The 26,015-nt window shown below is 35.0% G+C and carries 15 protein-coding genes and 1 tRNA gene; 11 read left to right on the top strand and 5 right to left on the bottom strand.

The annotated features are described in order from the left end of the window. Nucleotides 1-33 precede the first annotated feature (33 nt). The 4 genes from IEW40_RS03875 to IEW40_RS03860 all read left to right on the top strand — a co-directional run bounded on the left by IEW40_RS03875 (nucleotide 34) and on the right by IEW40_RS03860 (nucleotide 5,352). Entirely contained in the window at nucleotides 34-2,460 is a 2,427-nt protein-coding gene (locus IEW40_RS03875; protein ID WP_188616761.1) for an ABC transporter permease, read from the top strand. Between the two features lie 67 nt (nucleotides 2,461-2,527). Then, nucleotides 2,528-3,820, top strand: coding sequence for a TolC family protein (locus IEW40_RS03870; protein ID WP_188616760.1), 1,293 nt, complete (start codon nucleotides 2,528-2,530; stop codon nucleotides 3,818-3,820). Between the two features lie 696 nt (nucleotides 3,821-4,516). Beyond that, a complete protein-coding gene (locus tag IEW40_RS03865; protein ID WP_188616759.1) occupies nucleotides 4,517-4,843 on the top strand; it encodes an RHS repeat-associated core domain-containing protein in 327 nt (108 codons plus the stop codon). Between the two features lie 8 nt (nucleotides 4,844-4,851). Beyond that, nucleotides 4,852-5,352, top strand: coding sequence for a hypothetical protein (locus IEW40_RS03860; protein WP_188616758.1), 501 nt, complete (start codon nucleotides 4,852-4,854; stop codon nucleotides 5,350-5,352). A gap of 572 nt (nucleotides 5,353-5,924) precedes the next feature. Here the strand turns inward: IEW40_RS03860 and IEW40_RS03855 are convergent. Both IEW40_RS03855 and IEW40_RS03850 read right to left on the bottom strand, forming a co-directional pair. After that, nucleotides 5,925-7,829 carry a beta-L-arabinofuranosidase domain-containing protein gene (locus tag IEW40_RS03855; protein WP_188616757.1) on the bottom strand — a complete coding sequence of 635 codons (1,905 nt, stop codon included), beginning with the start codon at nucleotides 7,827-7,829 and terminating at the stop codon, nucleotides 5,925-5,927. 7 nt (nucleotides 7,830-7,836) lie between these two features. Further along, nucleotides 7,837-9,993 (bottom strand): GH92 family glycosyl hydrolase, encoded by a 2,157-nt coding sequence (locus IEW40_RS03850; RefSeq protein ID WP_188616756.1) that lies wholly within the window; start codon nucleotides 9,991-9,993, stop codon nucleotides 7,837-7,839. Between the two features lie 123 nt (nucleotides 9,994-10,116). Between IEW40_RS03850 and IEW40_RS03845 the strand changes: the two genes are divergently transcribed. The 3 genes from IEW40_RS03845 to IEW40_RS03835 all read left to right on the top strand — a co-directional run bounded on the left by IEW40_RS03845 (nucleotide 10,117) and on the right by IEW40_RS03835 (nucleotide 12,942). Beyond that, nucleotides 10,117-10,956 carry an AraC family transcriptional regulator gene (locus IEW40_RS03845; protein ID WP_188616755.1) on the top strand — a complete coding sequence of 280 codons (840 nt, stop codon included), beginning with the start codon at nucleotides 10,117-10,119 and terminating at the stop codon, nucleotides 10,954-10,956. 147 nt (nucleotides 10,957-11,103) lie between these two features. Continuing rightward, nucleotides 11,104-11,652, top strand: coding sequence for a DUF1543 domain-containing protein (locus IEW40_RS03840; protein WP_188616754.1), 549 nt, complete (start codon nucleotides 11,104-11,106; stop codon nucleotides 11,650-11,652). Nucleotides 11,653-12,435: 783 nt separating this feature from the next. Further along, nucleotides 12,436-12,942, top strand: a complete 507-nt coding sequence (locus IEW40_RS03835) for a hypothetical protein (RefSeq protein WP_229663363.1) — start codon at nucleotides 12,436-12,438, stop codon at nucleotides 12,940-12,942. An 87-nt stretch (nucleotides 12,943-13,029) separates the two neighbouring features. Here IEW40_RS03835 and IEW40_RS03830 read toward each other — a convergent pair whose 3' ends face one another. Then, the gene (locus tag IEW40_RS03830; protein ID WP_188616752.1) at nucleotides 13,030-14,169 is read right to left on the bottom strand and encodes a methionine aminotransferase; all 1,140 of its coding nucleotides are present in this window, start codon (nucleotides 14,167-14,169) and stop codon (nucleotides 13,030-13,032) included. Between the two features lie 1,620 nt (nucleotides 14,170-15,789). On the opposite strand from IEW40_RS03830, the gene IEW40_RS03825 reads away from it, so the two are divergent. The 4 genes from IEW40_RS03825 (at nucleotide 15,790) to IEW40_RS03810 (ending at nucleotide 22,483) form a co-directional block, all read left to right on the top strand. Beyond that, nucleotides 15,790-17,589, top strand: coding sequence for an FAD-dependent oxidoreductase (locus IEW40_RS03825; protein WP_188616751.1), 1,800 nt, complete (start codon nucleotides 15,790-15,792; stop codon nucleotides 17,587-17,589). A 15-nt stretch (nucleotides 17,590-17,604) separates the two neighbouring features. Further along, nucleotides 17,605-19,416 (top strand): 2-oxoacid:acceptor oxidoreductase subunit alpha, encoded by a 1,812-nt coding sequence (locus IEW40_RS03820; RefSeq protein WP_188616750.1) that lies wholly within the window; start codon nucleotides 17,605-17,607, stop codon nucleotides 19,414-19,416. Between the two features lie 12 nt (nucleotides 19,417-19,428). Continuing rightward, on the top strand, nucleotides 19,429-20,481 hold the full coding sequence (locus IEW40_RS03815; RefSeq protein WP_188616749.1) for a 2-oxoacid:ferredoxin oxidoreductase subunit beta: 1,053 nt from the start codon (nucleotides 19,429-19,431) through the stop codon (nucleotides 20,479-20,481). A 988-nt stretch (nucleotides 20,482-21,469) separates the two neighbouring features. Continuing rightward, nucleotides 21,470-22,483 carry a M28 family metallopeptidase gene (locus IEW40_RS03810; protein ID WP_188616748.1) on the top strand — a complete coding sequence of 338 codons (1,014 nt, stop codon included), beginning with the start codon at nucleotides 21,470-21,472 and terminating at the stop codon, nucleotides 22,481-22,483. A gap of 88 nt (nucleotides 22,484-22,571) precedes the next feature. Here the strand turns inward: IEW40_RS03810 and IEW40_RS03805 are convergent. After that, a tRNA-Arg gene (locus tag IEW40_RS03805) sits at nucleotides 22,572-22,643 on the bottom strand. Nucleotides 22,644-23,000: 357 nt separating this feature from the next. After that, the gene (uvrA, locus tag IEW40_RS03800; RefSeq protein ID WP_188616747.1) at nucleotides 23,001-25,784 is read right to left on the bottom strand and encodes an excinuclease ABC subunit UvrA; all 2,784 of its coding nucleotides are present in this window, start codon (nucleotides 25,782-25,784) and stop codon (nucleotides 23,001-23,003) included. Between the last annotated feature and the right edge of the window lie 231 nt (nucleotides 25,785-26,015).

The raw sequence follows: 26,015 nt of genomic DNA, 5'->3' as shown, positions 1-26,015 counted from the left end.
CAATCATCAATCATCACTCATCAACCATCAACCATGATAAACAATTGGCTCAAAATAGCATTCGCTAACTATAAAAAAAACTGGCTTTCTACCCTAATTAATGTTTTGGGATTAAGCTTGGGCTTAAGCATTTTTCTAATGGTTTTCATCCATTGGCAAGATGAAAAATCTTATGAACAGTGGGTTCCTAATCATGAAAATATTTACGTGGTAGAAAATCATGTTTCTAATTTTGGTGACCTTACCCAATCCAGTTATCCTCAATTATATGTTTCTAAAGAGAAATTTTCAGAAATCGAAGATTTTGCAATCGCCAATGTTTGGAGCTGGTACAAAACCAAGTTGGTTGCTGGCAATAACTCTAGCTATTCTACAACAGGGCAGGTTTCTAATTCTTTCTTTAAATTTTTTCCATTCGAAACAGTAGCTGGTAATTCTAATAATGCTTTGAGAGACAAATCTCAAATTGCATTGTCAGAAAATACAGCCAAACAATTGTTTGGGAAAGAGTACAAAAATAGCATCGGGAAAACAGTGAAAACGGACCAAAATAATCAAGTCTATACGGTTTCTCTAATCTATAAATTGCCAAAAGAAAATTCGGTTTTCAAAGCAGATTATCTATTGTTAGAGACTCCTGACGAACCTTCACCTCAATGGCTAAATTATAGTTTTATTGGTCTTTTTAAATTAAAACCCAATACTGATGTCAAAAAGTTAGAAGAAAAATTGTCTCAGCAACAAAGAGAACAAGAAGAAATTTCTTCCAAAAAATGGGGCTTTAAAGTGGATAGCAAAGATAGAGTAAAGGTTTATCTAACACCATTATCAAAATTTAAACTAGAATCCAAAGGAGAGGGGATGAATAAAGGCGATAAAAAGTCAATTTTGATTATGCTAAGTTTATCTGTTTTGATTTTGATATTATCAGGAATTAATTTAATAAATCTGAAAACAGCACAAGCTTCTCAACGTGCCAAAGAAATAGGCGTACGAAAAGCAATGGGAAGCTCTAAATCTAAAATTATCACGCAGTTTTTACTAGAAAATTTAATGATTTGTCTTGTCGCCTACATTATTGCGTTTGCCTCCATAGAATTGTTATTGCCTTCTTATAACCAATTTTTAGAAAAAGAAATGCTATTGAATGATGCTCGAATTTTTATCTATTCTGGACTCTTATTGTTGGGTTTTGCTTTGATTTCAGGAATTCTACCGGCCTTGTATTTGTCTAATTTTAAACCGATTAATACCCTGAAAGGTAATTTTTCTAGAAGCAAGCACGGTGTTTGGTTGCGTAATTTTATCCTGACCTTACAATTGATTATTTCATCTTTCTTCATCATTTGTTCTTTAATTATTCATTCTCAAGTCAAGTTTATGATGAATAAAGATTTAGGATTCAGGGGAGACCAAACCATTCAAATAGATTTTAAAAAGACCAATTATTTTGAGAAAGATTATGATGTTAAAAAGTATGAACGCCTGAAAAATGAAATAAGAAAAATAAGAGGTGTGGTAGCAACTACAGGCTCTATACAATCTTTAGGAAGAGGAATTAATAATTCTTCTATGGCTAAATATGCCGCAGATACTACGAAAGTGGTCAATAATGTTGCTGTAGGTGCAATAGAAGAAAATTATTTCGATTTTTATAAAATAAAAATGGTCTCTGGAAGAGATTTAGACTGGAGAAAAGCTTCAGACACCATTAGTGGCGCTGTGGTCAATGAATCTTTCATCAAGGCTTTAGGATGGAATAATCAACAAGCATTGGGTAAAGAACTTTTTACCGGTTGGGAAGATAAAAAGAAGTATAAAATTCTTGGCGTTGTAAAGGATTTCTATTACGGAGGAGTTGATAAACCGATAGAAGCAGCCATATTTTTTAACTACAATAGAAATTGGGCTAAAAATAATATGACCAATCTCCAAATAAAACTAAACCATAATGATATCGAAGGTACCATCAACCGCATCAAAGAATTTTGGCTCACCAAAGCAGAACCTGGCTATCCTTTCGATTATGAGTTTATAGACAAACAGTTTGCTAAAACCTTCGAGAAATTCCAAAAACAGCAAACACTTTTTACCATTTTAAATATTGTGGTTTTGTTAGTCGCATTACTCGGTTTATTTGCCTTGTCGTCTCTTTTAATTGAACAAAAACTGAAAGATGTGGCCATCAAAAAAACACTAGGAGCAGATGAAAAAACCATTGTTTGGGATTTAACCAAAAGATTTTTAATCATCGCTGCTATCGCAGTAATCATCAGCATTCCATTTGGGTATTATGCCATGAATGAGTGGCTGAAAGATTTCCATTATAGAATAGAAATGCCAGTTTGGCCTTATGTTTTGAGCTTTGTTCTTTTGCTTCTTCTCACGTTTGTGGTGGTAAGCTTCAAAGCATACAGAGCGACCAAAATCAATCTTGTAAATTATTTAAAATACGAATAAAGAGGAAAGCTGGATGCTAGAAGTAGGAAGTTTTGCATCACATTCATCAGTAAACACCTAATAAAACATGAAAAAACTACTTTTTATATTATTTATTAACTTTTTGCCGGCACAACAAAAATGGAACTTGCAGCAATGTCTAGATTATGCAATGCAAAATAGTCCAGAAGTACAACAAAGCATCATCAATGTTAATAAAAACCAGAGACAAATTAATGCGGCCAAAGGCTATTTATTGCCTTCGGTTAATGCAGGCCTTAATCACAGTTATAGTTTTGGGTCTACCATTAATCCCAATTCTAATCAGCGCGAAGCACTCAATGTGCAGTACGACCAATTTTATGCACAAGCCAATGCAGAACTTTTGAATTGGAAGAATTATCTGAACATTTCTCTAACTAAAATCAACAAAGAAAGTTCAGAATATCGTTTAAAATCGATTCAAAATGAAGTAAAGTTGAGCGTCATTGGACTGTTTTTTCAATATATGAAAGACAAATCTTGGTTTGATGTGCTTCAACCACAAATTTCTGGGATGAAAGAACAAATTGCCAGAACTGAAAAAGAAGTGGAAATTGGGAACAGACCAAAAAGTGATGTCTATGATATCAAAGCCAATTTTGGAACCATTCAAGAACAATGGATTTCGGCGCAAAACCAAATGAATATTTCTAAAATCAATCTTTTGGCAGCTCTAAACATCAATAAAGACAGCCTAGATTTTGAAACTGACCAAAAACTAAATACCGATTTCAACTTTATCAACTCGCAAGACTTAATAGAAAAATTGGTGAAAAAAAATCCAGTTTACCAAGAAAACCGTAGAAATCTAGATTATGCCGAAAAGAAAATAAAATGGGCAAAATCTGATTATTTGCCTACCATTTCAGGACAATACCAGTGGTCTTCTTTTTACAGTAAAAATTTAAAAGAAAGCATCAATACTGCATTTTCTGAGCAATTTAATCAAAACAAAAATTCTCAAGTCTCTCTAGGGCTTAATGTTCCTTTGTTTCAAAAATTTCAAGTAAAAAATGCAGTTGAGCTAGCCAAATTAGACCAACAATACACGGTTTTTGAAAATCAGAAAAAACTCAATGAAATTTATAAAACATTAAATATCATAGCAGAGCAATACGAAAACGCCTTAGAAAAAAATAAAATTCTCCAACAAAATTTCGAGAATCAAAAGCTCTCTTTTGAACGTTCAGAAGAGAAATACAAAGAAGGATTAATAGACGCCTACACGTTTTTCTTGGTGAGAAACAATTGGTTACAAGCCAATTTTAACTTGAATTCTAGTCAGTTCGAGGTAATGCAACAAAATGCTTTGATTAAAGTTTTTGATGAAAGCAATTAATAAAACTCACTAAATTTTCATAACAACTAAATTAAATTTTCACTGTCCTTTTCTAAGGGCAGTTTTTTGTAGCTCAACTAAAGAACTTAATAGCTAAAAATAAAAAAGAATCAACCTAATAATCTAATAAGCCCGCAGGCGGGGGTAACTAACAACATTTTTCCTCCCTTTAAGACAAGTACAAAGAAAAATGTTCTCCAACAATCAACAATCGTAACCATTCCCCTTCCATGAGGGGGTTGCTTTCCTTTCCCAAAATCGACCTAGAAAACGGAGGCGTTAAGAAATTGCTTTCTTTTTTCGTTAAAAAAGTTTTCCTGTTTGAGCCGCTTTGGTCAAAGCTTAGGAGGCGAAACTAAGTGAAACAGTTCGACGACCGAAGGGAGTCAAACCTAGCGCAGCGGTTCGACGACCGAAGGGAGTCAATTTTAAAACTTTTAGAAAAAAGTAAGCGATTTTAGCCGAGTTTCCAGTCTTGATTTTTTGTTCTTTTGCATTAAGGCAAATCGCAAATCGATTCGCTGATTCCATAGAAAAAACAGAAACTATGAAGCAAAAGAACGAAATATTAGATCAAACCAGAAAGCGGATTTGCAATCCGTGCTTGTAATAAAAGAAGAAGCGCAAACTGTAAGAGGTTAGCGTTTTTTGTTATAAAAATTTGTATATTTACAACTACTTTGACCACCTAGACAAATGAAAAAAAGCGAAAGCTTTTTTGAAATTTGCGAACGAAGTTCAGAGTTAGACAGCGAGACAGGATATTACTATTATGGTGCTAGATACTACAACCCTAGGGTAAGTCTTTGGTTAAATGTAGATCCACTGGCGGACTATAATCCTTTCTATAATTCTGAGCATTATATAGATGGGCAACACAACGGTGGAGTTTATATCAGCGGTAATATAAATCCATACATTTATTGTTATCAGAACCCTGTAAGGTTTATATATCCTAATGGAAAGCAGGTAGATACAAATGCGCCTGCTGCAATTAAATTTTACAAAAATTTACTAAAATAATGATAGCTATGAATTTGAAAATAAGAATTATATTAACTGGATTTGTTTTTTTATTATTTAGTAATTGTGTATTGTGTCAAAAAATAGAAGTATTTATTGATAAAGCCTGTGTGAGAAATAACAACCTAGATGTGAGTATAATTATAAATAATAAAACTAATAATTTATACTCATTAAATAATTTCTTTAGTTCTCAAAAAAATATAAAAGAAGAAAATAAAATATTTATTATTGAAAAAGATTCAGTAGTAAATATTCCTAAATTAAATTTTTATAAAGAGAAAATCATTAAAAAAACTAAATGGTTGGTTAAGCCTAATTCTTCTAAAAATATTAAGATAAACATATATAAATTTATAAATAAGAATGAGGCGGGAGGAATATATCTTATTTTAAATACTACTGAAATCTATAATAAATACTTAAAATTAGACCTAGCATTAAAAAAAGAGGATAATTCTGTTGAAAGCATTTCCACTAACTTAGTTAAAATAGAATATTGTAACTAAATGTAGAAGTATAAGTCACTGGCTACACCTTAACGAATATTTAACTTCCCCGCTCTCCGAAGTTTGTAACTTCGGAGCATTAATTAAAAAAGGCTTCAGCTAAACGAAGTCTTCGACTCCGTGCCTTTACATTTGCTAATAATTACTTTAAAAAAATTGAAACCCCGATGACTGAACCCGAAGAACTCAGGATTAGAGGAAAAAAAATTCTTTCAAATAATAAACAATACTTGTAACCATTCTCCTTCCATGAAGGGATGGCTTTCGAACTGATTCGAAAGACGGGGTAGTTAAACCCATCACCAAAGAAAATGAAGATTTTACATCCTTTAGGACCGAGGAAAATTAAAATCTTCATTTTCAACCACTAACCAATTCCCCTTCCATCAAGAGGAACAGGCTTCAACCCGTTTAAAAAAAATAAAAAAAATGACCAATTACACCCTTATCACCTTTCTTCTACCAACCAACTCAATCACTCAATCACTCAATCACTCACTCACTCAATCAATCAATCACTCACTAAAACATCAACCACCCATGCCAATAATCCACAAATTCTACCTTTTCAATCAAAAACCAACTTGCCTTAAAATGGTTTTCCCCATTGGGACAAGAGTTACTTGTTCTAATTGTTGCGTAGAACTATTCAACAATTGAGTTGTAATGTCCCCATTCTGATATGTGGTTTTTACTCCTTTTTGATAGCGGTATTGATGATTTGATAATGGTTCGTAGGTGAAATCTGTAAAATCTGAAAAATAAGTTTTTCCCTTGATTTCTTTAGCTTCTATTGGCAATGCAAAAAGCAACGCACCATACGTAAAATAGTGTGAACCAGTAGGGTCAGACTTTATTTCTACTTCTGCATCAAAAGAGAGATTGACCTTGTCTTTAGCAGAAAAAACTCTTTCGATAATGATAAAATCATCTTCTAAACGATATTTTTCTGTGGTGTTGATTTTTTTTACCCAATCAGGTTTTCTAATTTTTAAAGTAAATTGGGTAGCCTGAGGTTGCGTAATTTGAAAAACAAATCGGTTTTGGTAAGGATATTCTGTGATATTCTCAATTTTTACCAGAACTCCATTGATTGTAGTTTCCAAAACATTGGGCATTAGCAATGTAGCAACCAATGTACTCTCGTTTTCTTTCATCCAAGAATTTTGAACAAAATAAGGCGAAATTCTTCCAGCATTGGGGTTACAACACACCGCTACATCTTGATGGGCTGGCGAATATTTGTAACGAGTTTGTTTTCTATCGACTTCTATTTCTCCGTTTTTCGTCCCCAACATCTCAAAAGAATTATCGGTTTTTAAATACGCAATACATGAATGATTGGGGTTTCTAGAACCTTGTGCAGCATTGTAAAAGATATTTTCTATATCGTTACCCACGGTCGCTTTTCCTGTTTTTTGAAGCAGTAAACTATAACTGTCCAGCAATTCTTGAAGCGAACAATATTCATAACCTGTGTGTGTGGCATCTGCATTTCTTTCCGCAATCCATTCGTCACCAATGGCACCGCCACTCATGGTGGTTGCATTTTTTATTCGATGGAGATACTCCGCTAAGGCATGGTCTATTTCAGCCGTGTTGGCCGCATATTTGGCAATAATTAGGGGTCTAAGATGCTCAAAAGTGTGTACGCCATGAGATTGGAGTTTGTAGTTCGGGTTTAAAATATTTTTCAACTGAACATCGGCTTCAGATTGATAAGTGTTGGAGAAATCCTGATACAAAAACAAGGCATATGCTCTGTATTTTTCATTTTGGGTGTGAAAATAAAGTCTTTCCAAAATATCGGTAAAGGTTAATCCGTGTGAAACACCACCATTAAAAGAATTTCCAGAACTGAACGGACTAGATGCATAGATGGGGTAATTCGTCATCACATTTTCTACCGCTCTTTCTACCGCTTTGAAAACTTTTTCATCTTTAGTATATTCATAATACGCCAATAATCCACGGTATAAGGTTGCCTTAGACCACAGTTCACCATTTTCGGAGTTGAATTTGTAACGCAATTCTTTGTCATAAATCCCAAGGTAGCCATCTTCATCTTGTGTTTTCAAAATGCTTTCTACATATTTTTTTGCTTTTTCAATCCCTTTTGGGTCATTCAACAAAAAAACATTTCGAACATAACCGTCCCACCAATTCGATTGGGTTTCACTGTTCCACCATTTATATTGTTCATCACCTTCTGCATCGCCTTCTTTCATATTTCCCAAATCTTTGACTTTAGAATGCTTTTGCAATCTTCCTTCTCCATAAATAGGGTCATAGATGAGTTCTGGAACAATCTGGTCTAGGTTTCCTACAAAACCATCCACATCTTTTTGCATTTGTTTTTGCAGCCATCCTGTTGGTTTTACGCTACCAAAGGGGAGTGTGGTCAACTTTTCTGAGGTTTTTTGGGCATTCAAATTCATACTTAAAATGAATATACTTGAGATGAATAAGTTTTTCATAAGATTATTATTGGGGAGAAATCATTTCAAATGTTAAGGTTCCTCCATTCATAATGTCTTGGTAAGTTATAAATGGATTTTTTATGTTTTTGTCGTTCAAAAAGCGACTTTCATTGTATATATTTTGTTCAGAAAAATTCTTTGTATCTACCGTGAAATTTTTATTTTTTGAAAGATGAATCACCGCTTTTTTTACTTGTGGACTTCCCAATACATATTCGCCATTGGCTGGGTTGACAGGATAAAATCCTAAGGTAGAAAGAATATACCAAGCCGACATTTGTCCGCAATCGTCATTGCCAATCATTCCATCAGGGGTGTTGTTATGAAATTGATGGATGACTTGGTGAATGTATTTTTGAGCTTTTTTAGGTTCGTTGCTGTAGGCATACAAATATATAATGTGATGACTCGGTTCGTTGCCATGAGCATATTGCCCAATCATGGCTTCTTGTCCTAAAAATTTGTTCGGATTTTTGGCTTCAGTGGTGAAAAATTCATTCAGTTTTTGGGTAAATTGAGACTTACCGCCCAAAAGTTGGGTGACCCCATTGATATCGTATTGAGTGGGCGTCCAAAAATATTGCCATGCATTGGCCTCGGTATAATCTCCGGGATTATTGAGGGGTGAAGTGGCCATTAAAGGATCAAATGGCGTGCGCCAATTGCCTTTCGTATCTTTTCCTTGGAAAAATCCAGTTTTTTGATTGTACAAATTCTTATAATAATTCGCCCTTTGGGTAAAAGTGTTTTCTACGGTTTTATGGTTTAAATTTTTTGCCATTTCTGCCACACACCAATCATCATAGCCACTTTCTAAGCTTCGAGAAACAGCTTCATTGTCTAATTTATCAAAAGGATAATACCCGTATTGATTGTACAACTCCCAATCAGAATTGATGTGAGATTTTGTAGAGGTCTCTACCATGGCTTTTAAGGCTTCTTCTGCATCAAATCCTTTAAAACCATTCTTATAGGCAGACAATATCATCGGAATGGCGTGATTGCCAATCATACAATAATTGTCTTGTCCCCATGCAGTCCATATTGGTAAAAATCCTTTGACTTTATGATGAATAAGCATGGTTTCAATAATTCCGTCAATTTTTTCAGGAACTAAAATCTGCAACAACGGAAAGGCCCCTCTGTAAATGTCCCAATTAGAAAGGGTAGAATAGTAGGCTTTGTTTGCAGCTATGGCAATTTGGTCATCTACACCTCTGTATTTTCCATCGACATCAGCTATATTAGAAGGCTGCAAAAACAAATGATACATGGAAGTGTAAAATATTTCTTTCTGTTTCGGAGGGGCTTCAATACTGATTCTACTCAAGTATTTTTCCCAAGTTTTTGCGTTTTCTTGATATACTTTTTCAAAATCCCAATGCGGAATTTCGGTTTTTAAATTCATTTTTGCACCTTCTACAGAAACCGTAGATAAAGCGATTTTTACTTTCAGTTTTTTGCTATTCATCAAAGAAAAATTCAATAGATATTGAGGTGCTTTATCGTTTTCTTTCTTTTCAAGCAATGCAGATTGAGTAAATGGCTGATCAAATGTCAAGGTAAAAAAGTATTTGCGGTTCACCCAATTTTGGGTAGAACAATAACCAGAAATGGTATGGCTGTTTTCTATTTTTACATCACTCTCGAGTACCAATCCTTTTTGATGGTTTTCATCAAAAACGAAACGCAAACCGTGCTGCAAATTCACCAAAACTTGTGCCTCTGCTTCTGGAAAGGTGTATTGATGAAAAGCCACTCGCTCACTACACGTAAGTTCTACTTTTACATCATCTTTTTTGGTCAATGCATAATAACCTACTTTTCCTACTTCAGTATTTTTAAAATATGCATTTCTAAGATTGGCCTTTTTAGGATTTATGGGCATTAACAGTACATCTCCCATTTCATTAATCCCTGTTCCGCTAAATCTAGTTTGCGAAAAGCCCAATAGCTTTTCGTCTTTGTACTGATAACCACTGGTATAATCCCAACCAAAATCCCGGTTATCTGGCCCTGGCTGTACCATCCCAAACGGCATTGATGGGCCAGGGTAGGTATGCCCAGTTCCGTCAGTGCCTATAAATACATTCACCCATTGGCTGTTCTGTGAAAATGCCATTTGAAAGGTGAAAACGATGAAAATGAGAAGGATGCGCATTTGGATTTTTATTTGTAGTAAAATTAATCATCATTTTTCTGAAAAAACAATACTATTTGATACACTATAAGTAGTATGTTCTCTTTATTTGTACCTTTGAATAAAATTTGAATCTTAATACTGATGACTCCTAATTTTGAAAATATTTCTAAAGAATATACTCTGAACGTCTTTTCATTTACCCAAGATTTTTTCGAGTTCAATTGGCATTTTCATCCAGAATATGAAATAACATTGATTCTAGATGGTCAAGGGAAAAGGTTTTTAGGCAACTGTGCTGAAGATTTTTATGCTCAAGATTTGGTGTTTATCGGCTCTAAAATTCCTCATACTTGGAAGAGCGAACCCCAAACAGGAACTTCAGTGAGCGCTTTGGTGATTCAGTTTTCGGAAGCTCTACTTCAACCCATCATAGAACTATCAGAGTTTTCTGAACTTAAAAAATGGCTCGACTTATCTGCATTTGGTTTAAAAATAAAGACTAATGATAAAATTCTGAAAAAAATGCAAGAACTAGAAAAGTGGAGTGGAGCGTTGCAAATCATCAAATTTTATGAACTCCTGTGGTTTTTGTCTCAACAAAAAAACGAAAAACTACTCACAGAAGCTTACGAAATCGACTATTCTAAAAAACACCAACGCATCACTTTTTTGCTAGATTATCTAGAACATCACTTTCAAAATCCATGTACAATAGATGAGGTAGCCGCTTTGCTAAGCCTTACCAAAAGTGGCTTTGCTAAATTCTTTAAATTGCAAACCGGAGTTTGCTTTTCTCAGTATATGAATGAGTTACGGGTGAAAAAAGCCATAAAACTCCTCACTGAAACAGACCAAACCATCAAAGAAATTTATACCCACGTAGGATTTGAAAATCAAGCGTATTTCAATAGAGTTTTTAGAAATATAACCTCTTCAACTCCCAAACAATACAGAATAGCACAATGGGGCAAAAATTCATAAATTTCAAATAACTCATCTTTTCTCTAGTCTTCAGTATTTTCAATTAAAACCCGCAATAATCTAGAAAAACCATAAAATTCTGACACATTAAAATATCCTTCGCTTTTTGAAATTTATTACCATATTTGTAACTCAATACTTTTAAAAATGAAACTTTTTTACGTCATTATCGGTTGTACCCCAAAAGGTAGACATACAGAACAACACGATGCTTTTTTTGGGATTGCAGAACATATCAGAGATTTAGTACCAGAAATCATTAACTTTTGGCCTGAAGCTCAAGGAATATTGCATATAGATGCTTATAGAGAAGTAACTATTGCAGATGGATATCGAGTAGAAGTGATAGAAAAAACAGAAAAATCAACCGAAGAAGCCTTATTTTTCTTCAACCTAGGAGGATACCTACCCAATGTCTTACAAGAGTTTCATCATCAAATGTTGGTGGTAGAAAATAACCTTGCCGAAGCTACCAAAAAAGTAAAAGCCACGCCTTTTTTCAGAGACTATCACCAACCCAACGGGGCATCTAGTCATATCGATGATAAATATGCTCTAGATGTAGACGATGTCTTTGCAGTAGAAGATATTTTACCAGCATCGCAGAAAGCAAACTACAACCTAAGACTTACCAAAACAGAGGATAAAACAGAAGATATAATCTATAATGGTTATTTTAAATTAAATCAATTGTAGTAGATTCTCTATGCTAAAATTCTGAAACAGAAGTGCCAAAATTTTAAAACTTTCACTTCTAAAAATAACCCTTAATCAATTAACCAACAATACCCCTAATTCACTATATAACAACCAGATAGGCGGAATTACATTCCGTGCTTTTTCATACTTTTCCCCTCTAAAAAGAGGGGTGCCCGTAGGGCTGGGTGTGTAATTAAAAAAACAATTTTCCTCCCTTTAGAGTTAGGGCAAAGAAAAATGTTCTCCAACAATCAACAATCGTAGCCATTCCCCTTCCATGAAGGGGAGGCTTTCGAACTGGTTCGAAAGACGGGGTAGTTAAACCCATCACTAAAGAAAATGAAGATTTTACATCCTTTAGGACCGAGGTTAATTAAAATCTTCATTTTCAACCACTAACCAATTCCCCTTGCATCAATAGAAACGGGCTTTAGCCCGTTTAATAAATTGAGAAAATATTTGGCTTTAGCCAAAACCTAGAAAATCAAAATTTTTATTCAAAAATCAACTGATTTTCATCAATTTCTACCAAAATTCCGACTTCCCGTATTTCTTATTAATAAATTTTGTTTATTTTTGATAAAAAACAAATAAGCATAGACTCAAAATTACAACCAATCAAATACTTACAATTATTTCCAAACGAATATTTTGCTATAAATCAGTGTTTTAGTATTTAATTGCTAATATTTATGAGTTACTGGCAATGTTATCTCAAATCACTGTTTAAAAGAAGACTGGAAGAAATATGACAATTAATAAACATTTAAAATAATCTTTATGAGTAAAAAAATTTTGATTTTATTTTTAACTATTAGTTTTTCATTTGCATTAGCTCAAACTAAGAATGAGAATTTAAACGCTCAACTTGGAGAAATGAAAAAATTCTTTCTTGCAGGAGATTATGAAAACTTTGCAAATTACACCTATCCAAAAGTTATTGAAATGATGGGCGGAAAATCAAATATGGTAAAAGTTACTAAACAAGGAATGGACAAAATGAAAGATGATGGATTTTCATTTACCGATTTGAATTTTAAAAATCCAACTGAATTTCTAAAAAAAGGAAAAGAATTACAATGCAGTATTACACAAGTAATTGTCATGAAAACTCCTCGAGGAAAAATAGAATCTGAATACACTTTAATTGGAATATCTAATGACAATGGACAGAAGTGGACTTTTATCGATACCTCTGGAAAAGAAAAAGAAACAATGCTTAAGTATTTCCCAAATCTGCACGAAGACATTATTATAAAACCAAAAAAACAAAAGCTAATCGAATAAAACCAGATGGCGAGGGAATATACCAGATAGGCGGAATTGCAATCAGTGCTTTTTCATACTTTTTGTCACCTCCTATAGAAAATATATTTACATGAAATACCTTTTCAAATGCGCCACCGCTTTTAAAACCGTTTCCTCCTTTTTTGCAAAACAAAACCTTACAAAACCGGTATTCCTCTGATCTTGATAAAATGCACTCAAAGGAATTGTCGCTACCTTGCATTCTTTAGTCAACCAAATGCTAAATTCCTTATCCCCCAAGTCTGAAATCTCATGGTATTTCGCTAACTGAAAATAACTACCCTCGGCTTTTTCGTTGAAATGAAAAGGTATATCTTTCATCTCTGATAAGAAAAAATCTCGTTTTTCTTGAAGATATTGGCTATTGGCTTTGACATCAAAATGTTCTAAATGCTTTGCCAATGCATACTGTGCAGGTGTATTCACACTAAAACATAAATACTGATGCACACTTCTAAAGGCTTTGCTTAATTCTTCAGGAGCCAGTATGTAACCCACTTTCCAACCCGTAATGTGAAACATCTTCCCAAATGAAAAAATGGCAAAACTTCTTGCTCTCAATGCTGGGTGATGCCATATACTGTAGAATTCATGACCATCAAAAGTGATTAAATCATATACTTCATCAGAGATCACAATGATTTCAGTGTCTTTAATCAATTGATAGAGTTGTTCGTAATCATCTTTTTTCCAAATTTTTCCCGTGGGATTATGCGGAGAATTGATGATAATGGCTTTTGTTTTTTGGGTAATCGCTTTTTTTATCGCATCAAAATCTGCTTCGAATTTTTCGTTCAAACTTACAAAAACAGGAAAGCCCCCGTTGGTTTCTATCGCAGGAACATAACTGTCATAATGAGGTTCTAGTATGATAATTTCGTCTCCAGGTTCTATAACAGATGCAAGTGCAGTGTAGATGCCGTAGGTAGCTCCAGGTATTATCGTTAACTCATGTTGAGAAACAGAGATATTTCGATTATGATTAAAATAAATCAAGGCCTCTACCAACATAGGCAGTCCGTTCATAGGAGCGTACTGATTGAAATTTTTTGCGGTAGCTTCTGCCAATAAAATCTTGAGATTCTGGTGAATGTCATCATCAGGAAATCCTTGTGAAAGATTAACTGCGTTTTCTTGCAGTGCAAGAGCAGTCATTTCTGCAAAAATAGTGGTTTCAGCACCTTGATGTTTCTTCGGAAGTTTCATGTTCTTGGTTTGCTCAAAAATAACATTTATAAAACGAACAAAAAAATGATAATGGGAACATTCTTTCCTAATCTAAAAATCAAGCTATTCAAAAGAGTAATAAACAATACTTGTAACCATTCCCCTTCCTTGAAGGGTGGCTTTCGAACTCGTTCGAAAGACGGGGTAGTTAGAAATAACCCTTCCATCAATAGAAACAAGCTTCAACCCGTTTAAAAAAATAAAAAAAATTTCAATTATATCCTCATCCTTTTTTGTCCACTAAAACTAATCCGCTTTAGAACTTACCATTCCCAAAATCGACCTAGGAAACCGCAAGCGTTAAGAAAATTAATAGGCTTTTCGTTAAGAAAATTCCATGTTTGAGTGGCGGCAATAACCCACTTAAATAGAATAAATTTTCTTTCCGCCCGAAACCTAGCGCAGCGGTTCGACGACCGCAGGGAGTCAAACCTAGCGAAGCGGTTCGACGACCAGAGGGAGTCAATTCTGGAATTTTTAGAAAAGGCTATTAATTTTTAGCTGAGGATTTCCAGTCTTGATTTTTTGGTTCTTTTGCATTAAGGCAAAAGAACGAAAAAAAAGACGACCGAAGGGAGTCAATTTTAAAACTTTTAGAAAAAAGAATGTAATTTTAGCCGAGTTTCCAGTCTTGAAACCTAGCGAAGTGGTTCGACGACTAGAGGGAGTCAAACCTAGCGCAGCGGTTCGCCGAATCCTCTGAAAAAATATAAATGATGAGGCAACTTTTGGTTCTTTTGGTTCAAGCCAAATCGCAAAGCGATTCGCTGATTCCTTAGAAAAAAATAAAAACTATGAAGCAAAAGAATGAATTCTGCGCAATCTGTGGGAAATAAAATCATCCATTTTTCTCCCATTATCCATCTCTACCACTCACCAACTCACCCACTTCATTACTACCCCTTCACAAATCGACCTAGGAAACCGCAAGCGTTAAGAAAATTAATGGGCTTTTCGTTAAGAAAATTCCATGTTTGAGTGGCGGCAAAAATCTACTTAAATAGAATAAATTGTCTTTCCGCCCGAGTTCTGGAATTTTTAGAAAAGGCTATTAATTTTTAGCTGAGGATTTCCAGTCTTGAATTTTTGGTTCTTTTGGTTCAAGCCAAAAGAACGAATTAAAAGACGACCGCAGGTCAAACCAGATAGCGCGGAATTGCATTCCGTGCCTTTTCATATTTTTCCCTCTAAAAAGAGGGGTGCACCTAAGGCGGGGTGTGTAATTAAAAAAACAATTTTCCTCCCTTTAGGACAAGGACAAAGAAAAAAGTTCTTAATAATCAACAATCGTAACCATTCCCCTTCCTTGAAGGGGTGGCTTTCGAACTGGTTCGAAAGACGGGGTAGTTAGAAATAATCCTTCCACCAACCAACTCAATCACTCAATCACTCAATCACTCAATCACTCAATCCCTCAATCCCTCAATCCCTCAAACACTAACCAACTATACCACCAAATGTGAGCCACCTTCCAACCCAAGCATCCTTTTTTTAATTAAATTGTTCATTGTGAGTAAAATCATTGATAATTTAAAATGAAATATTAATAAAAATCTTAATTTTATACCACATTATTTTTAATTATAAAAGAAAAATACTTTGAAACCAACTGATATTAAAAATCCTGAATATTTCCATAAAGTAGTGGATTGTCAGTACGCTTGCCCAGCTCATACCCCTGTTCCTCAATATATTAGATTGATTGCCGAAGGTAAATATTCTGAAGCTTACATGATCAATTGGGACTCTAATGTTTTCCCAGGGGTTTTAGGAAGAACCTGCGACAGACCTTGTGAACCTGCTTGTAGAAGAGGAAGATTGGCGGAGGAAGAACCCGTTGCCATTTGCCGCCTAAAAAGGGTAGCAGCAGATAACAAAGACGAAGTAAAAAGCCTAATGCCTAAAGCTCCTTTTGCCTCCAACGGAAAAAAAGTAGCGTTAATTGGCGGTGGTCCCGCTTCTCTTACTGTGGCTAGAGACTTAGCTCCTCATGGTTATGAAATTCATCTCTATGAAGAACAAAAAAAAGCAGGTGGTTTTATGAGAAGCCAAATTCCTGACTTTAGATTACCCGAAACAGTGCTAGACGAAGAAGTAAACTATGTTTTAGATTTAGGAATTCACACGCATTTTAATCAATATGTCAACAGTTTGAAAGAATTTTTATCTAAAGATTATGATGCCGTTTTCGTAGGTTCTGGTGCACCAAAAGGTAAAGATTTACCCAACTTAGATGGAAGAAACGAAGGGGCTGCCAATATTCATGTGGGCATCAATTGGTTGGCAAGTGTAGCCTTTGAACATACCAAATCTATTGGCAAAAATGTATTGGTTTTAGGGGGCGGAAACACCGCAATGGATTGTTGTAGAACGGCTAGAAGATTGGGTGGTGAAAACGTAAAAGTGGTCGTAAGGAGCCCTTTTGCTGAAATGAAAGCCTCGCCTTGGGAAAAAGAAGATGCTCAACACGAAGATATCCCAATTATTGACAATCACGTTCCGAAATCTTTCGTGACTGAAAACGGAAAATTAATTGGAATGACTTTCGAAAAAGTAACCGCAGTGTATGACGATAACGGGAAACGCAGCTTGGTACCAACGGGTGAACCTGATGTCTTCATGGAAGCTGATGATGTGTTAATCGCCATCGGACAAGAAAATTCTTTCCCGTGGATTGAACGTGATTTAGGAATTGAATTCGATAAATGGGAAATGCCCATCGTAAATGAAACTACTTTTGTAAGCACCAATCCTAAAGTGTTTTTCGGAGGTGATGCAGCTTTCGGTCCCAAAAATGTGATTACAGCAGTTGCTCACGGTCATCAAGCAGCCATTTCTATCGATTTATACTGTCAAGGAAAAGATTTGGTGAATGATAGACCTTCTCCGTTTGTGAATTTGGTGAGCCAAAAAATGGGAATTCACGAGTGGAGTTATGATAACGCAGTGGTGAATGATGCCCGCTACGTTGTTCCTCAATTAGAGAAAGAATTGACCCTGAAAAGCCTTAAAAAAGAGGTAGAACTAGGTTTCGATTTGTCTCAAGGTTTCAAAGAAGCAGAACGTTGCCTCAATTGCGATATCCAAACGGTTTTTACAGAAACCAAATGTATAGAATGTGATGCGTGTGTAGACATTTGTCCTACTTCATGCATCAGTTTTGTGCCGAATCAAGAAACAGAAGATGAGTTAAGAGCGGTTTTAAAAGCGCCAGCCAACAATAAATCTCAAGATTTATACGTTTCTGATATCCTGAAAACTCAACGGGTAATGGTCAAAGACGAAAACGTTTGCTTGCACTGTGGTCTATGCGCAGAACGTTGCCCAACTTCAGCTTGGGACATGCAAAAATTCTTCTATAACATCACCAAAGCTGGGAACAAAATTTATTCAAAATAGGTTCAAATTAAGAAAATGACACATAATAAAATAAACGATTTTGTAGTAAGATTTGCCAATGTAAACGGTACAGGTTCTGCAAGTGCCAATTTTTTATTTACAAAAGCCATATTCAGAATGGGAATTCCTGTAACTCCCAAAAATATTTTCCCAAGTAATATTCAAGGTTTGCCTACTTGGTACGAAGTTCGCGTTAGCGAAAAAGGCTATCTCGCCAGAAAAGCAGGAATCGATTTAATGGTGGCAGTCAATCCGCAAAGTATGTTGCAAGACGTAAAATCGGTGAAAGCTGGCGGTTATCTTTTGTACGATTCTTCCAAAAAATTGCATGCAGAATTCATCAGAGATGATATCAATTACATCGGTATTCCTTTGATGGAAATGTGCAACGCTGCTTACAGTGATGCGCGCCAACGTCAATTATTCAAAAATATCATTTATGTAGGTGCTTTAGCAGCACTTTTGGATATTGATTTCAAAGTTTTTGAAGATTTATTAGCAGAACAATTCAAAGGTAAAGAAAGACTCATCCCTGCCAACATAGAGGCTTTAAAAATGGGAGTTGATTATGTGAAAGCCAATTTCCAATATCCACTTGAATTTAAAGTAGAAAGAAGAGATTTAATTGGCGATAAAATCATGATGGATGGTAATACCGCTTGCGGTTTAGGTGCGGTCTTTGCAGGTGCTTCTGTGGCAGCTTGGTATCCTATTACGCCTTCTACATCGGTGATAGAGGCTTTTTCTAAATATGCAGAAAAATTCAGAATTGATCCCAATACCGGGAAAAGTAATGTGGCCATCGTTCAAGCTGAAGACGAACTCGCTGCCATAGGTATGGTCATTGGGGCGAATTGGAACGGTGCTCGTTCTTTCACCGCTACCAGTGGACCGGGCTTAAGTTTGATGAACGAATTTCTAGGCTTGGCCTATTTTGCTGAAATTCCTACGGTTTTAATCGATGTTCAACGTTCTGGCCCTTCTACAGGTATGCCTACCAGAACTCAACAATCAGATATTCTAGAAGCTGCCTATGCTTCTCATGGTGATACAAAACACGTTTTACTGTTCCCTGCTAATCCCAAAGAATGTTTTGATATGACTGCTACTGCTTTTGATTTGGCAGAAGAATTACAAACACCAGTGATTCTAATGACTGACCTAGATTTAGGAATGAATGACCATATCAGCGAACCGCTAGTCTGGGACGAAAATAGAAAATACAACCGCGGAAAAGTTTTAACCGCTGAAGATTTAGATAAAATGGAAAAATTCGGGCGTTACCTAGATGTAGATGGTGATGGCATCCCTTACAGAACTATTCCTGCTACGCATCCTACCAAAGGTTCTTACTTCACCCGTGGCTCTTCCAGAGACGAATATGCAGTCTATACCGAAAGCAGCGAAGCTTACCAAAGAAATATGGAAAGATTGATGAAAAAATGGGAAACTTCTAAAAATAAGGTGCCTGCTCCTGAATTATTTCAAGAAAAAAATGAAGGTAAAGAGGGAATCTTATTCTTCGGAACATCCACTTTTGCTGCCGAAGAAGCTATGGATGTTTTAAAAGAAAATGGTTCTCCTTTAGATGCCATCAGAATTAAGTCTTTCCCTTTCAATCAAACAGTTCAAGATTTTATCAATGACCACGAAAAAATATATGTGGTAGAACAAAACCGTGATGCTCAAATGAAAAGCCTTCTTTCAATAGAATTGGGAGTAGACCCATCAAAATTAATTTCAATATTGAATTATGACGGTGCTCCTATTACTGCTGATGTGATCTTAAAACAAATCTCTAATCAATTCGCAACTCAAACCTTATAAAATTGTAGAAAAATGAGTTATTTCAAACCTAAATTTCGTCACCCCGAACTCCCTAAAAATCAATTAGGCTACACCATAGATTATTACGAAGGGTCTCTTTCTACACTCTGTGCAGGTTGCGGACACGATTCTATCTCTGCTTCTATTTTACAAGCGGCCTTCGAAATGAATATAGAACCTCACAAACTGGCAAAACTTTCTGGTATTGGTTGCTCCAGCAAAACACCAGCATATTTCCTTAATAATTCTCACGGTTTCAATTCTGTACACGGTAGAATGCCTTCTGTTGCAACCGGAGCTAATCTTGCCAATAAAGAACTCATCTATTTCGGAGTTTCTGGGGATGGGGATACCGCTAGTATTGGGATGGGACAGTTTATCCACGCCGTTCGTAGAAATCTCAACATGGTTTATATCGTCATGAACAATGGCTGCTATGGCCTTACTAAAGGTCAAGATTCTGCTACTGCCGACCAAGGTTCTATCAATAAAAAAGGTAAAGAAAACCCTTTTGAATCCATTGACTTAGCCAGTCTGGCTCTAGAAATGGGAGCGGGTTTTGTGGCGCAAAGTTTTTCAGGAGACAAAAGTCAATTGGTTCCTTTAATCAAAGCGGCCATGAAACACAAAGGCTTTTCTTTTATCAACGTGATTTCTCCTTGCGTAACGTTCAATAACAATGTGGGTTCTACCAAATCCTATGACTACGTACGCGAACATGTAGAAGCTACTTCTACCATCGATTTTATCCCCGAAATGCAAGAAATTAACGCCAATTACGACGAAGGTAGCCTCCAAAAAGTAAAATTGCACGATGGCTCTCAACTCAATTTGCATAAACTAGCTAAAGATTGGAATCCTACAGATAAACGCTCTGCCATCAATGCCATGCAAAATGCCAAAGAAAGTGGTGATATCCTAACCGGACTCATCTTCCTAGATGATAATCAAGTAGAACTCCACGAAATCCTAAATACTTCGGATAAACCACTCAACAAAATGACTGAAGCTGAACTCTGCCCAGGTAACGATGTGCTTCAAAAAATAAATGCAGGTTTTAGATAAAAAACATACAAAAATTCCTGTCAATTAAATCATTCTTACTAAAATGATTCTTTAAAAGTTTTATGAACAGTCTTCATAAAACTTTTTTTATGCCCACTAATAACCTATGTTGGATAAATAAAAATCCCAAAAAAATGAAATTTTGTTTCCTTTAGAAACGTGGCAAATAAAATCATCCATCTTTTCACCCATTCACCATTTATCACCAAAGGCGAAACTTAATGCCCTTAATCCCTTAAAGAAAACTTCATGTTTCCTCTCAATATATGATTTCCCTAATTCTCTCAAATTTCTAACCATAATAAACTACCTAATAATCTGTGAAAATCTGCGCAATCTGTGGGAAATAAAATCATCCATTTTTCTTCCATTATCCATCTTTACCACTCACCAACTAATCCATTATACTACCAATTACATCAAAGGTTCCGTAGGAACCCAATGAGTGTAACAAAATAAGCTTGTAGCTATGAGCGTTCCATAGGAACGCAATGTCTTTTTAATAGAAATAAATGATTATAATAAGACTACCTTTTGAGTTAACCTCTTTTAAAAATTGAATTCTAAATTGACTTCAACCGAAATCTAAATCTAAATTGCCTTCTAAAAGGCTTATTTTCAAACATTTTCTTACACCTTTTTCTATTCTAAAATCTTGAGAGTAAAGCTGTTAAAAATAATTTTACCCTGATCAAATATTACCTAAAAAAATGCGCCTCTTTTTTATGCTTTTGCACCTATTTTTTATCATTCATAACGATTTAATAAACAGGAGTTTGAAGTAGGGTTGTAGTATAGTTGTAGTATAGTTATAGTATAGATAATGAACCTTTAATAAAACTCAAAGCCATCTTACATTCATCTCAAAGGAATGGGTAATCTATCGACCGTAAAGAGGAAAATAAAGGATTTTCTAAGCTTTTTAAATGGCGTTAGATATTTATTTCCTCAAAAACACTATTTTTACTTCATTAAAAATTATGAAAAAATGAAACTAACAAGAATTTTTGTTCCATTAGTATCGGCTATGCTTTTGTACAGTTGCGCGTCTAACAACCTCTCTTATGACGGCAAAGCTTTTAAAAACGCCTATGCCTCCATCAAAGCAGATGAATTAAAGAAAAACCTAACCATTATCGCTGCAGACGATATGCAAGGCAGAGACACCGGCTCTGAAGGACAAAAAAAGGCTGGTAAATACATCATAGATTTCTATAAAAATATAGGGGTATCTTATCCTAATGCATTAGGAAGCTATTACCAAATCGTGCCTAAAGAAGCCCTAAAAAGCCGAGGAAGAGAACTACCAGAATCCGAAAACATATTAGCCTTCATAGAAGGTACAGAAAAACCAGATGAAATCATCGTTGTTTCTGCACATTACGACCACGTGGGAACCAAAAATGGAGTAGTCTACAACGGAGCAGATGATGATGGTAGCGGTACCGTAGCCGTAATGGAAATCGCTGAAGCTTTCCAACAAGCCAAGAAAGTGGGCAAAGGTCCTAAACGTTCTATCTTGTTTCTTCACGTAACTGGTGAAGAGCATGGTTTGCTAGGCTCTAAATATTATGCAGACCATCCTGTATATGAAATGAAGAATACCGTAGTTGACCTAAATATCGACATGATTGGTAGAAGTGATAAAGAAAACGAAGGCAAGAACTATGTTTATGTGATAGGTTCAGAAATGTTGTCCTCAGAGTTAAAAGTCATCAATGAAGCGGCCAACAAAATTACACACAATCTAGAACTCAATTATAAATATGATGACCCAAAAGACCCGATGAGATTATACTACAGAAGTGACCACTACAATTTTGCAAAAAGCGGAGTGCCAGTTGCTTTTTATTTTGATGGCATTCATGCAGATTATCACCAGCCAACAGATGATGTAGATAAAATAGATTTTCCTTTACTCCAAAAAAGAACGCAGTTGGTTTTTGCTACAGCATGGGAATTGGCAAATCGTGATGCGAGAATTGTAGTTGATAAGAAATAGTGAGAGGGTTTTAGACTTGAAGAATGGTAGAGTTATAGAGTTATAGAGCGATAGAGTTTTTTTTCTCCTATTCTCCCATTCAAAATAGTAGCCCCACCAAGAATCGAACTTGGATCTAAAGTTTAGGAAACTTCTATTCTATCCATTGAACTATGAGGCCGAACAACAAATTTAAAAAATTAAAATCAGACTTCACGTCTGATTTTTTTATGATTTTGGTCAAGAAATAAGATGAAAGAACCCGCTCTTTAGAAGCGAGTTCAGTAGATAAAACATCTCATTTTTTTTAGTTAATGGCAAAAGAAAAGGGAAGCCGACGGTGCTTCCCTTAAATTTTTATCTCAAATTTAATTGTGATTTCTAGTGCGATTGGTGAAGAAAATTTCATAACCTTAATTTTCTGTATTAAAGATACAAAATATTTTGAATCAGTATATTAACTAAATGTTAATATTCACATTTTGTTCACAATTTTTTTGTGGATTGTGATAAATATCTTCTTTGAACTCATCAATTTTTATAATTTCTCCTTCACAAACCTCGCAGTTCTAGAGATTTTATCTTCTGCCAAATCTTCTGGTGTTCCTGCAAAAATTACTTCGCCACCGTGTTTTCCTGCATCTGGACCAATGTCTATAATGTAATCTGCAGATTTTATAATATCTGGTTGGTGTTCTATCACAATCACAGAATGCCCTAAATTAATAAGCGCTTGTAGAGATTTTAGCAATTTATTAATATCGTGAAAATGCAATCCAGTACTTGGTTCATCAAATACAAAAAGCGTTTTTTCTGTTGTAGCACCTTTTACTAAAAACGAAGCCAATTTCACACGTTGTGCTTCTCCACCAGAAAGCGTAGAAGAACTTTGCCCGAGTTGTAAATATCCTAAACCTACATCTTGAAGTGGTTTCAGCTTGGTTACAATTTTTTCTTCGTGGTTTTCAGAGAAAAATTCTAATGCTTCGTCAACTGTCAAATGTAAAATATCCGAAATATTTTTTTCATCATATTTTACCTCCAAAATTTCATCTTTAAAGCGCGTTCCATGGCAATGTTCACATTCCAACTCAATATCTGCCATAAATTGCATCGAAACCGTAATTACGCCGTCACCTTTGCATTCATCACATCTTCCTCCGTCAACGTTGAAAGAAAAATGTTTAGGTTTCAAGCCTTGAACTTTTGCAGATTTTTGTTTCGCAAAAAGGTCTCTGATATCGTCGTAAGCCTTCAAATAGGTTACAGGATTAGAACGAGAAGATTTTCCGATTGGGTTTTGATCAATCAATTCAATATTTTGAATCACTTTTTTAGGAAATTCCACCGAATCATAATCTGCTTTTTTTCCACCCATTCCTAATTCTATTTGAATTGCATTTGTGAGAATTTCTTTCATTAAAGTTGATTTTCCACTGCCAGAAACTCCCGAAATTACGGTGAGAACTTCTAGCGGAACTTCTACATCAATATTTTTGAGATTATTTTGTCTCGCACCTTTTATTTTGATGAATTCTTTCGGTTTTCTACGTTTTTCAGGAACTTCAATTTCTAATCTTCCTGTTAAATATTTCGAGGTTAAAGTATCGGCGTTTTTCAATTCCTTGAAATCTCCAGCAAAAACCAATTCACCACCCAAAAATCCAGCTTCCGGACCAATGTCTATGATGTAATCTGCCGCTTTCATTACATCTTCATCGTGTTCTACCACAATCACGGTATTTCCTAAATCTCGAAGATTTTTTAAAACTTCAATTAAATTTTCTGTATCTCTGGAATGCAAACCAATACTTGGTTCGTCTAAAATATAAATACTTCCTACCAAAGAACTTCCGAGAGAAGTGGCGAGATTAATTCTCTGCGATTCACCACCAGAAAGCGTGTTAGAAGTTCTATTTAAAGTTAAATATCCTAATCCAACTTTATTCAAAAATTCTAAACGAGTGTTGATTTCGTAGGTTAATCTTTTGGCGATTTCTGCATCGTGTTTGTTGAGTTTTAGGCTTTTCATTAACTGAAGTAATTCATCTAAAGGAATTTCTACCAAAGATTGAATATCGTGTCCGTCAATTTTTACATATTCCGTTTCAGGACGAAGACGTTTTCCCTCGCAAGTTGGGCAAGTTGTTTTTCCACGGTATCTGGAAAGCATTACTCTATATTGAATTTTATAGAGATTTTCTTCCAACATTTTGAAGAAATTGTCAATACTTGGGAAACTTTTTGTTTTATCACCTCTCCAAAGAAATTGTTTTTGCTCTTTCGATAGTTGATAATACGGTTTATGAATAGGGAAATCTTTGGCTTTTTTAATGAATTCTTTTTTCCATTCACTCATAGAATCGCCTCGCCAACAAGCAACTGCGTCTTCAAAAATGGATAAATTTTTATTAGGAATTACCAAATCTTCATCTATTCCAATCACTTTTCCGTAGCCTTCACATTCCGGACAAGCTCCGTATGGATTATTAAAACTGAAAAAATGAACATTGGGTTCGTTAAAGGTAATTCCGTCAAGTTCAAATTTATTCGAAAATTCTTTGGTTTTTCCACTTTCAGTTTCTTTCAAAGAACATGTTCCGTGTCCTTCATAAAATGCCATTTGTACTGAATCTGCCAATCTTTGCAGAAATTGTTCGTCGTTTTCATAAGAAAATCTATCAATAATGAGATTAATTTCCATCGTTTCTTCAGGAACGAAACCAAAACTTTCTAAATCTTCAATATTGGCTACATTTCCTGCAACTTCTAACCTTGTAAAACCTGCAACTTTCAAAGTTTTAAGTAAATCTTTAAATTTTTTAACCTCAAATTGAAGCGGCGCTCTCAAAAGAAACGTTTTACCTTCATTTTTTTCGATGAAATTGATAACATCTGTTACCGAATCTTTTTTTACTTCTTCGCCAGAAATAGGAGAGTATGTTCTCCCAACTCTAGCAAAAAGAAGTTTCATATAATCGTAAATTTCGGTAGAAGTTCCCACGGTAGAACGCGGATTGCTAGAAATTACCTTTTGTTGAATGGCGATAGAAGGTGCTAGTCCTTTGATGTCATCAATCTTTGGTTTTTCTAATTTTCCGAGAAATTGTCTTGCGTAAGAACTCAAAGATTCTACATAACGTCTTTGTCCTTCAGCATAAATAGTATCAAAAGCGAGAGAAGATTTTCCACTACCAGAAACGCCAGTTATAACGATGAGTTTGTTTTTCGGAATCAGTACATCTATATGTTTTAGGTTGTTAAGATGTGCATTTTTTACGAAAATATATTTCTTGATGTCAATGTCTTGTGTTGTAGTCATAGCAAATTGAAGAATAGCAAAATTACGGAATTTTTTTCGGAAAATATTGTGATGCTGTATTTCTAAAATTGTTGAGAAAATTTTAAACAAACATTTGGTTTTTTAAGAAAAATTGACAACCTTTGTTGTACAAATTGTAATTAAAATCATTATGAAAAAAATCATTGAACATTTAATTGCACATTTGATGAAAATGAGATAATTAGCAATAATTATCGAAAAACTAAGGCC

This window comes from Cloacibacterium rupense (genome assembly GCF_014645495.1).
GTDB lineage: Bacteria > Bacteroidota > Bacteroidia > Flavobacteriales > Weeksellaceae > Cloacibacterium > Cloacibacterium rupense.
This window is presented reverse-complemented; position numbering and strand designations above follow the sequence as displayed.

Excerpts from the sequence above, each read along its gene's own strand:
- IEW40_RS03875 (WP_188616761.1), top strand. The coding sequence starts at position 34 with ATGATAAACAATTGGCTCAAAATAGCATTCGCTAACTATAAAAAAAAC.
- IEW40_RS03870 (WP_188616760.1), top strand. The coding sequence starts at position 2,528 with ATGAAAAAACTACTTTTTATATTATTTATTAACTTTTTGCCGGCACAA.
- IEW40_RS03865 (WP_188616759.1), top strand. The coding sequence starts at position 4,517 with ATGAAAAAAAGCGAAAGCTTTTTTGAAATTTGCGAACGAAGTTCAGAG.
- IEW40_RS03860 (WP_188616758.1), top strand. The coding sequence starts at position 4,852 with ATGAATTTGAAAATAAGAATTATATTAACTGGATTTGTTTTTTTATTA.
- IEW40_RS03855 (WP_188616757.1), bottom strand. The coding sequence starts at position 7,829 with ATGAAAAACTTATTCATCTCAAGTATATTCATTTTAAGTATGAATTTG.
- IEW40_RS03850 (WP_188616756.1), bottom strand. The coding sequence starts at position 9,993 with ATGCGCATCCTTCTCATTTTCATCGTTTTCACCTTTCAAATGGCATTT.
- IEW40_RS03845 (WP_188616755.1), top strand. The coding sequence starts at position 10,117 with ATGACTCCTAATTTTGAAAATATTTCTAAAGAATATACTCTGAACGTC.
- IEW40_RS03840 (WP_188616754.1), top strand. The coding sequence starts at position 11,104 with ATGAAACTTTTTTACGTCATTATCGGTTGTACCCCAAAAGGTAGACAT.
- IEW40_RS03835 (WP_229663363.1), top strand. The coding sequence starts at position 12,436 with ATGAGTAAAAAAATTTTGATTTTATTTTTAACTATTAGTTTTTCATTT.
- IEW40_RS03830 (WP_188616752.1), bottom strand. The coding sequence starts at position 14,169 with ATGAAACTTCCGAAGAAACATCAAGGTGCTGAAACCACTATTTTTGCA.
- IEW40_RS03820 (WP_188616750.1), top strand. The coding sequence starts at position 17,605 with ATGACACATAATAAAATAAACGATTTTGTAGTAAGATTTGCCAATGTA.
- IEW40_RS03815 (WP_188616749.1), top strand. The coding sequence starts at position 19,429 with ATGAGTTATTTCAAACCTAAATTTCGTCACCCCGAACTCCCTAAAAAT.
- IEW40_RS03810 (WP_188616748.1), top strand. The coding sequence starts at position 21,470 with ATGAAACTAACAAGAATTTTTGTTCCATTAGTATCGGCTATGCTTTTG.
- uvrA (WP_188616747.1), bottom strand. The coding sequence starts at position 25,784 with ATGACTACAACACAAGACATTGACATCAAGAAATATATTTTCGTAAAA.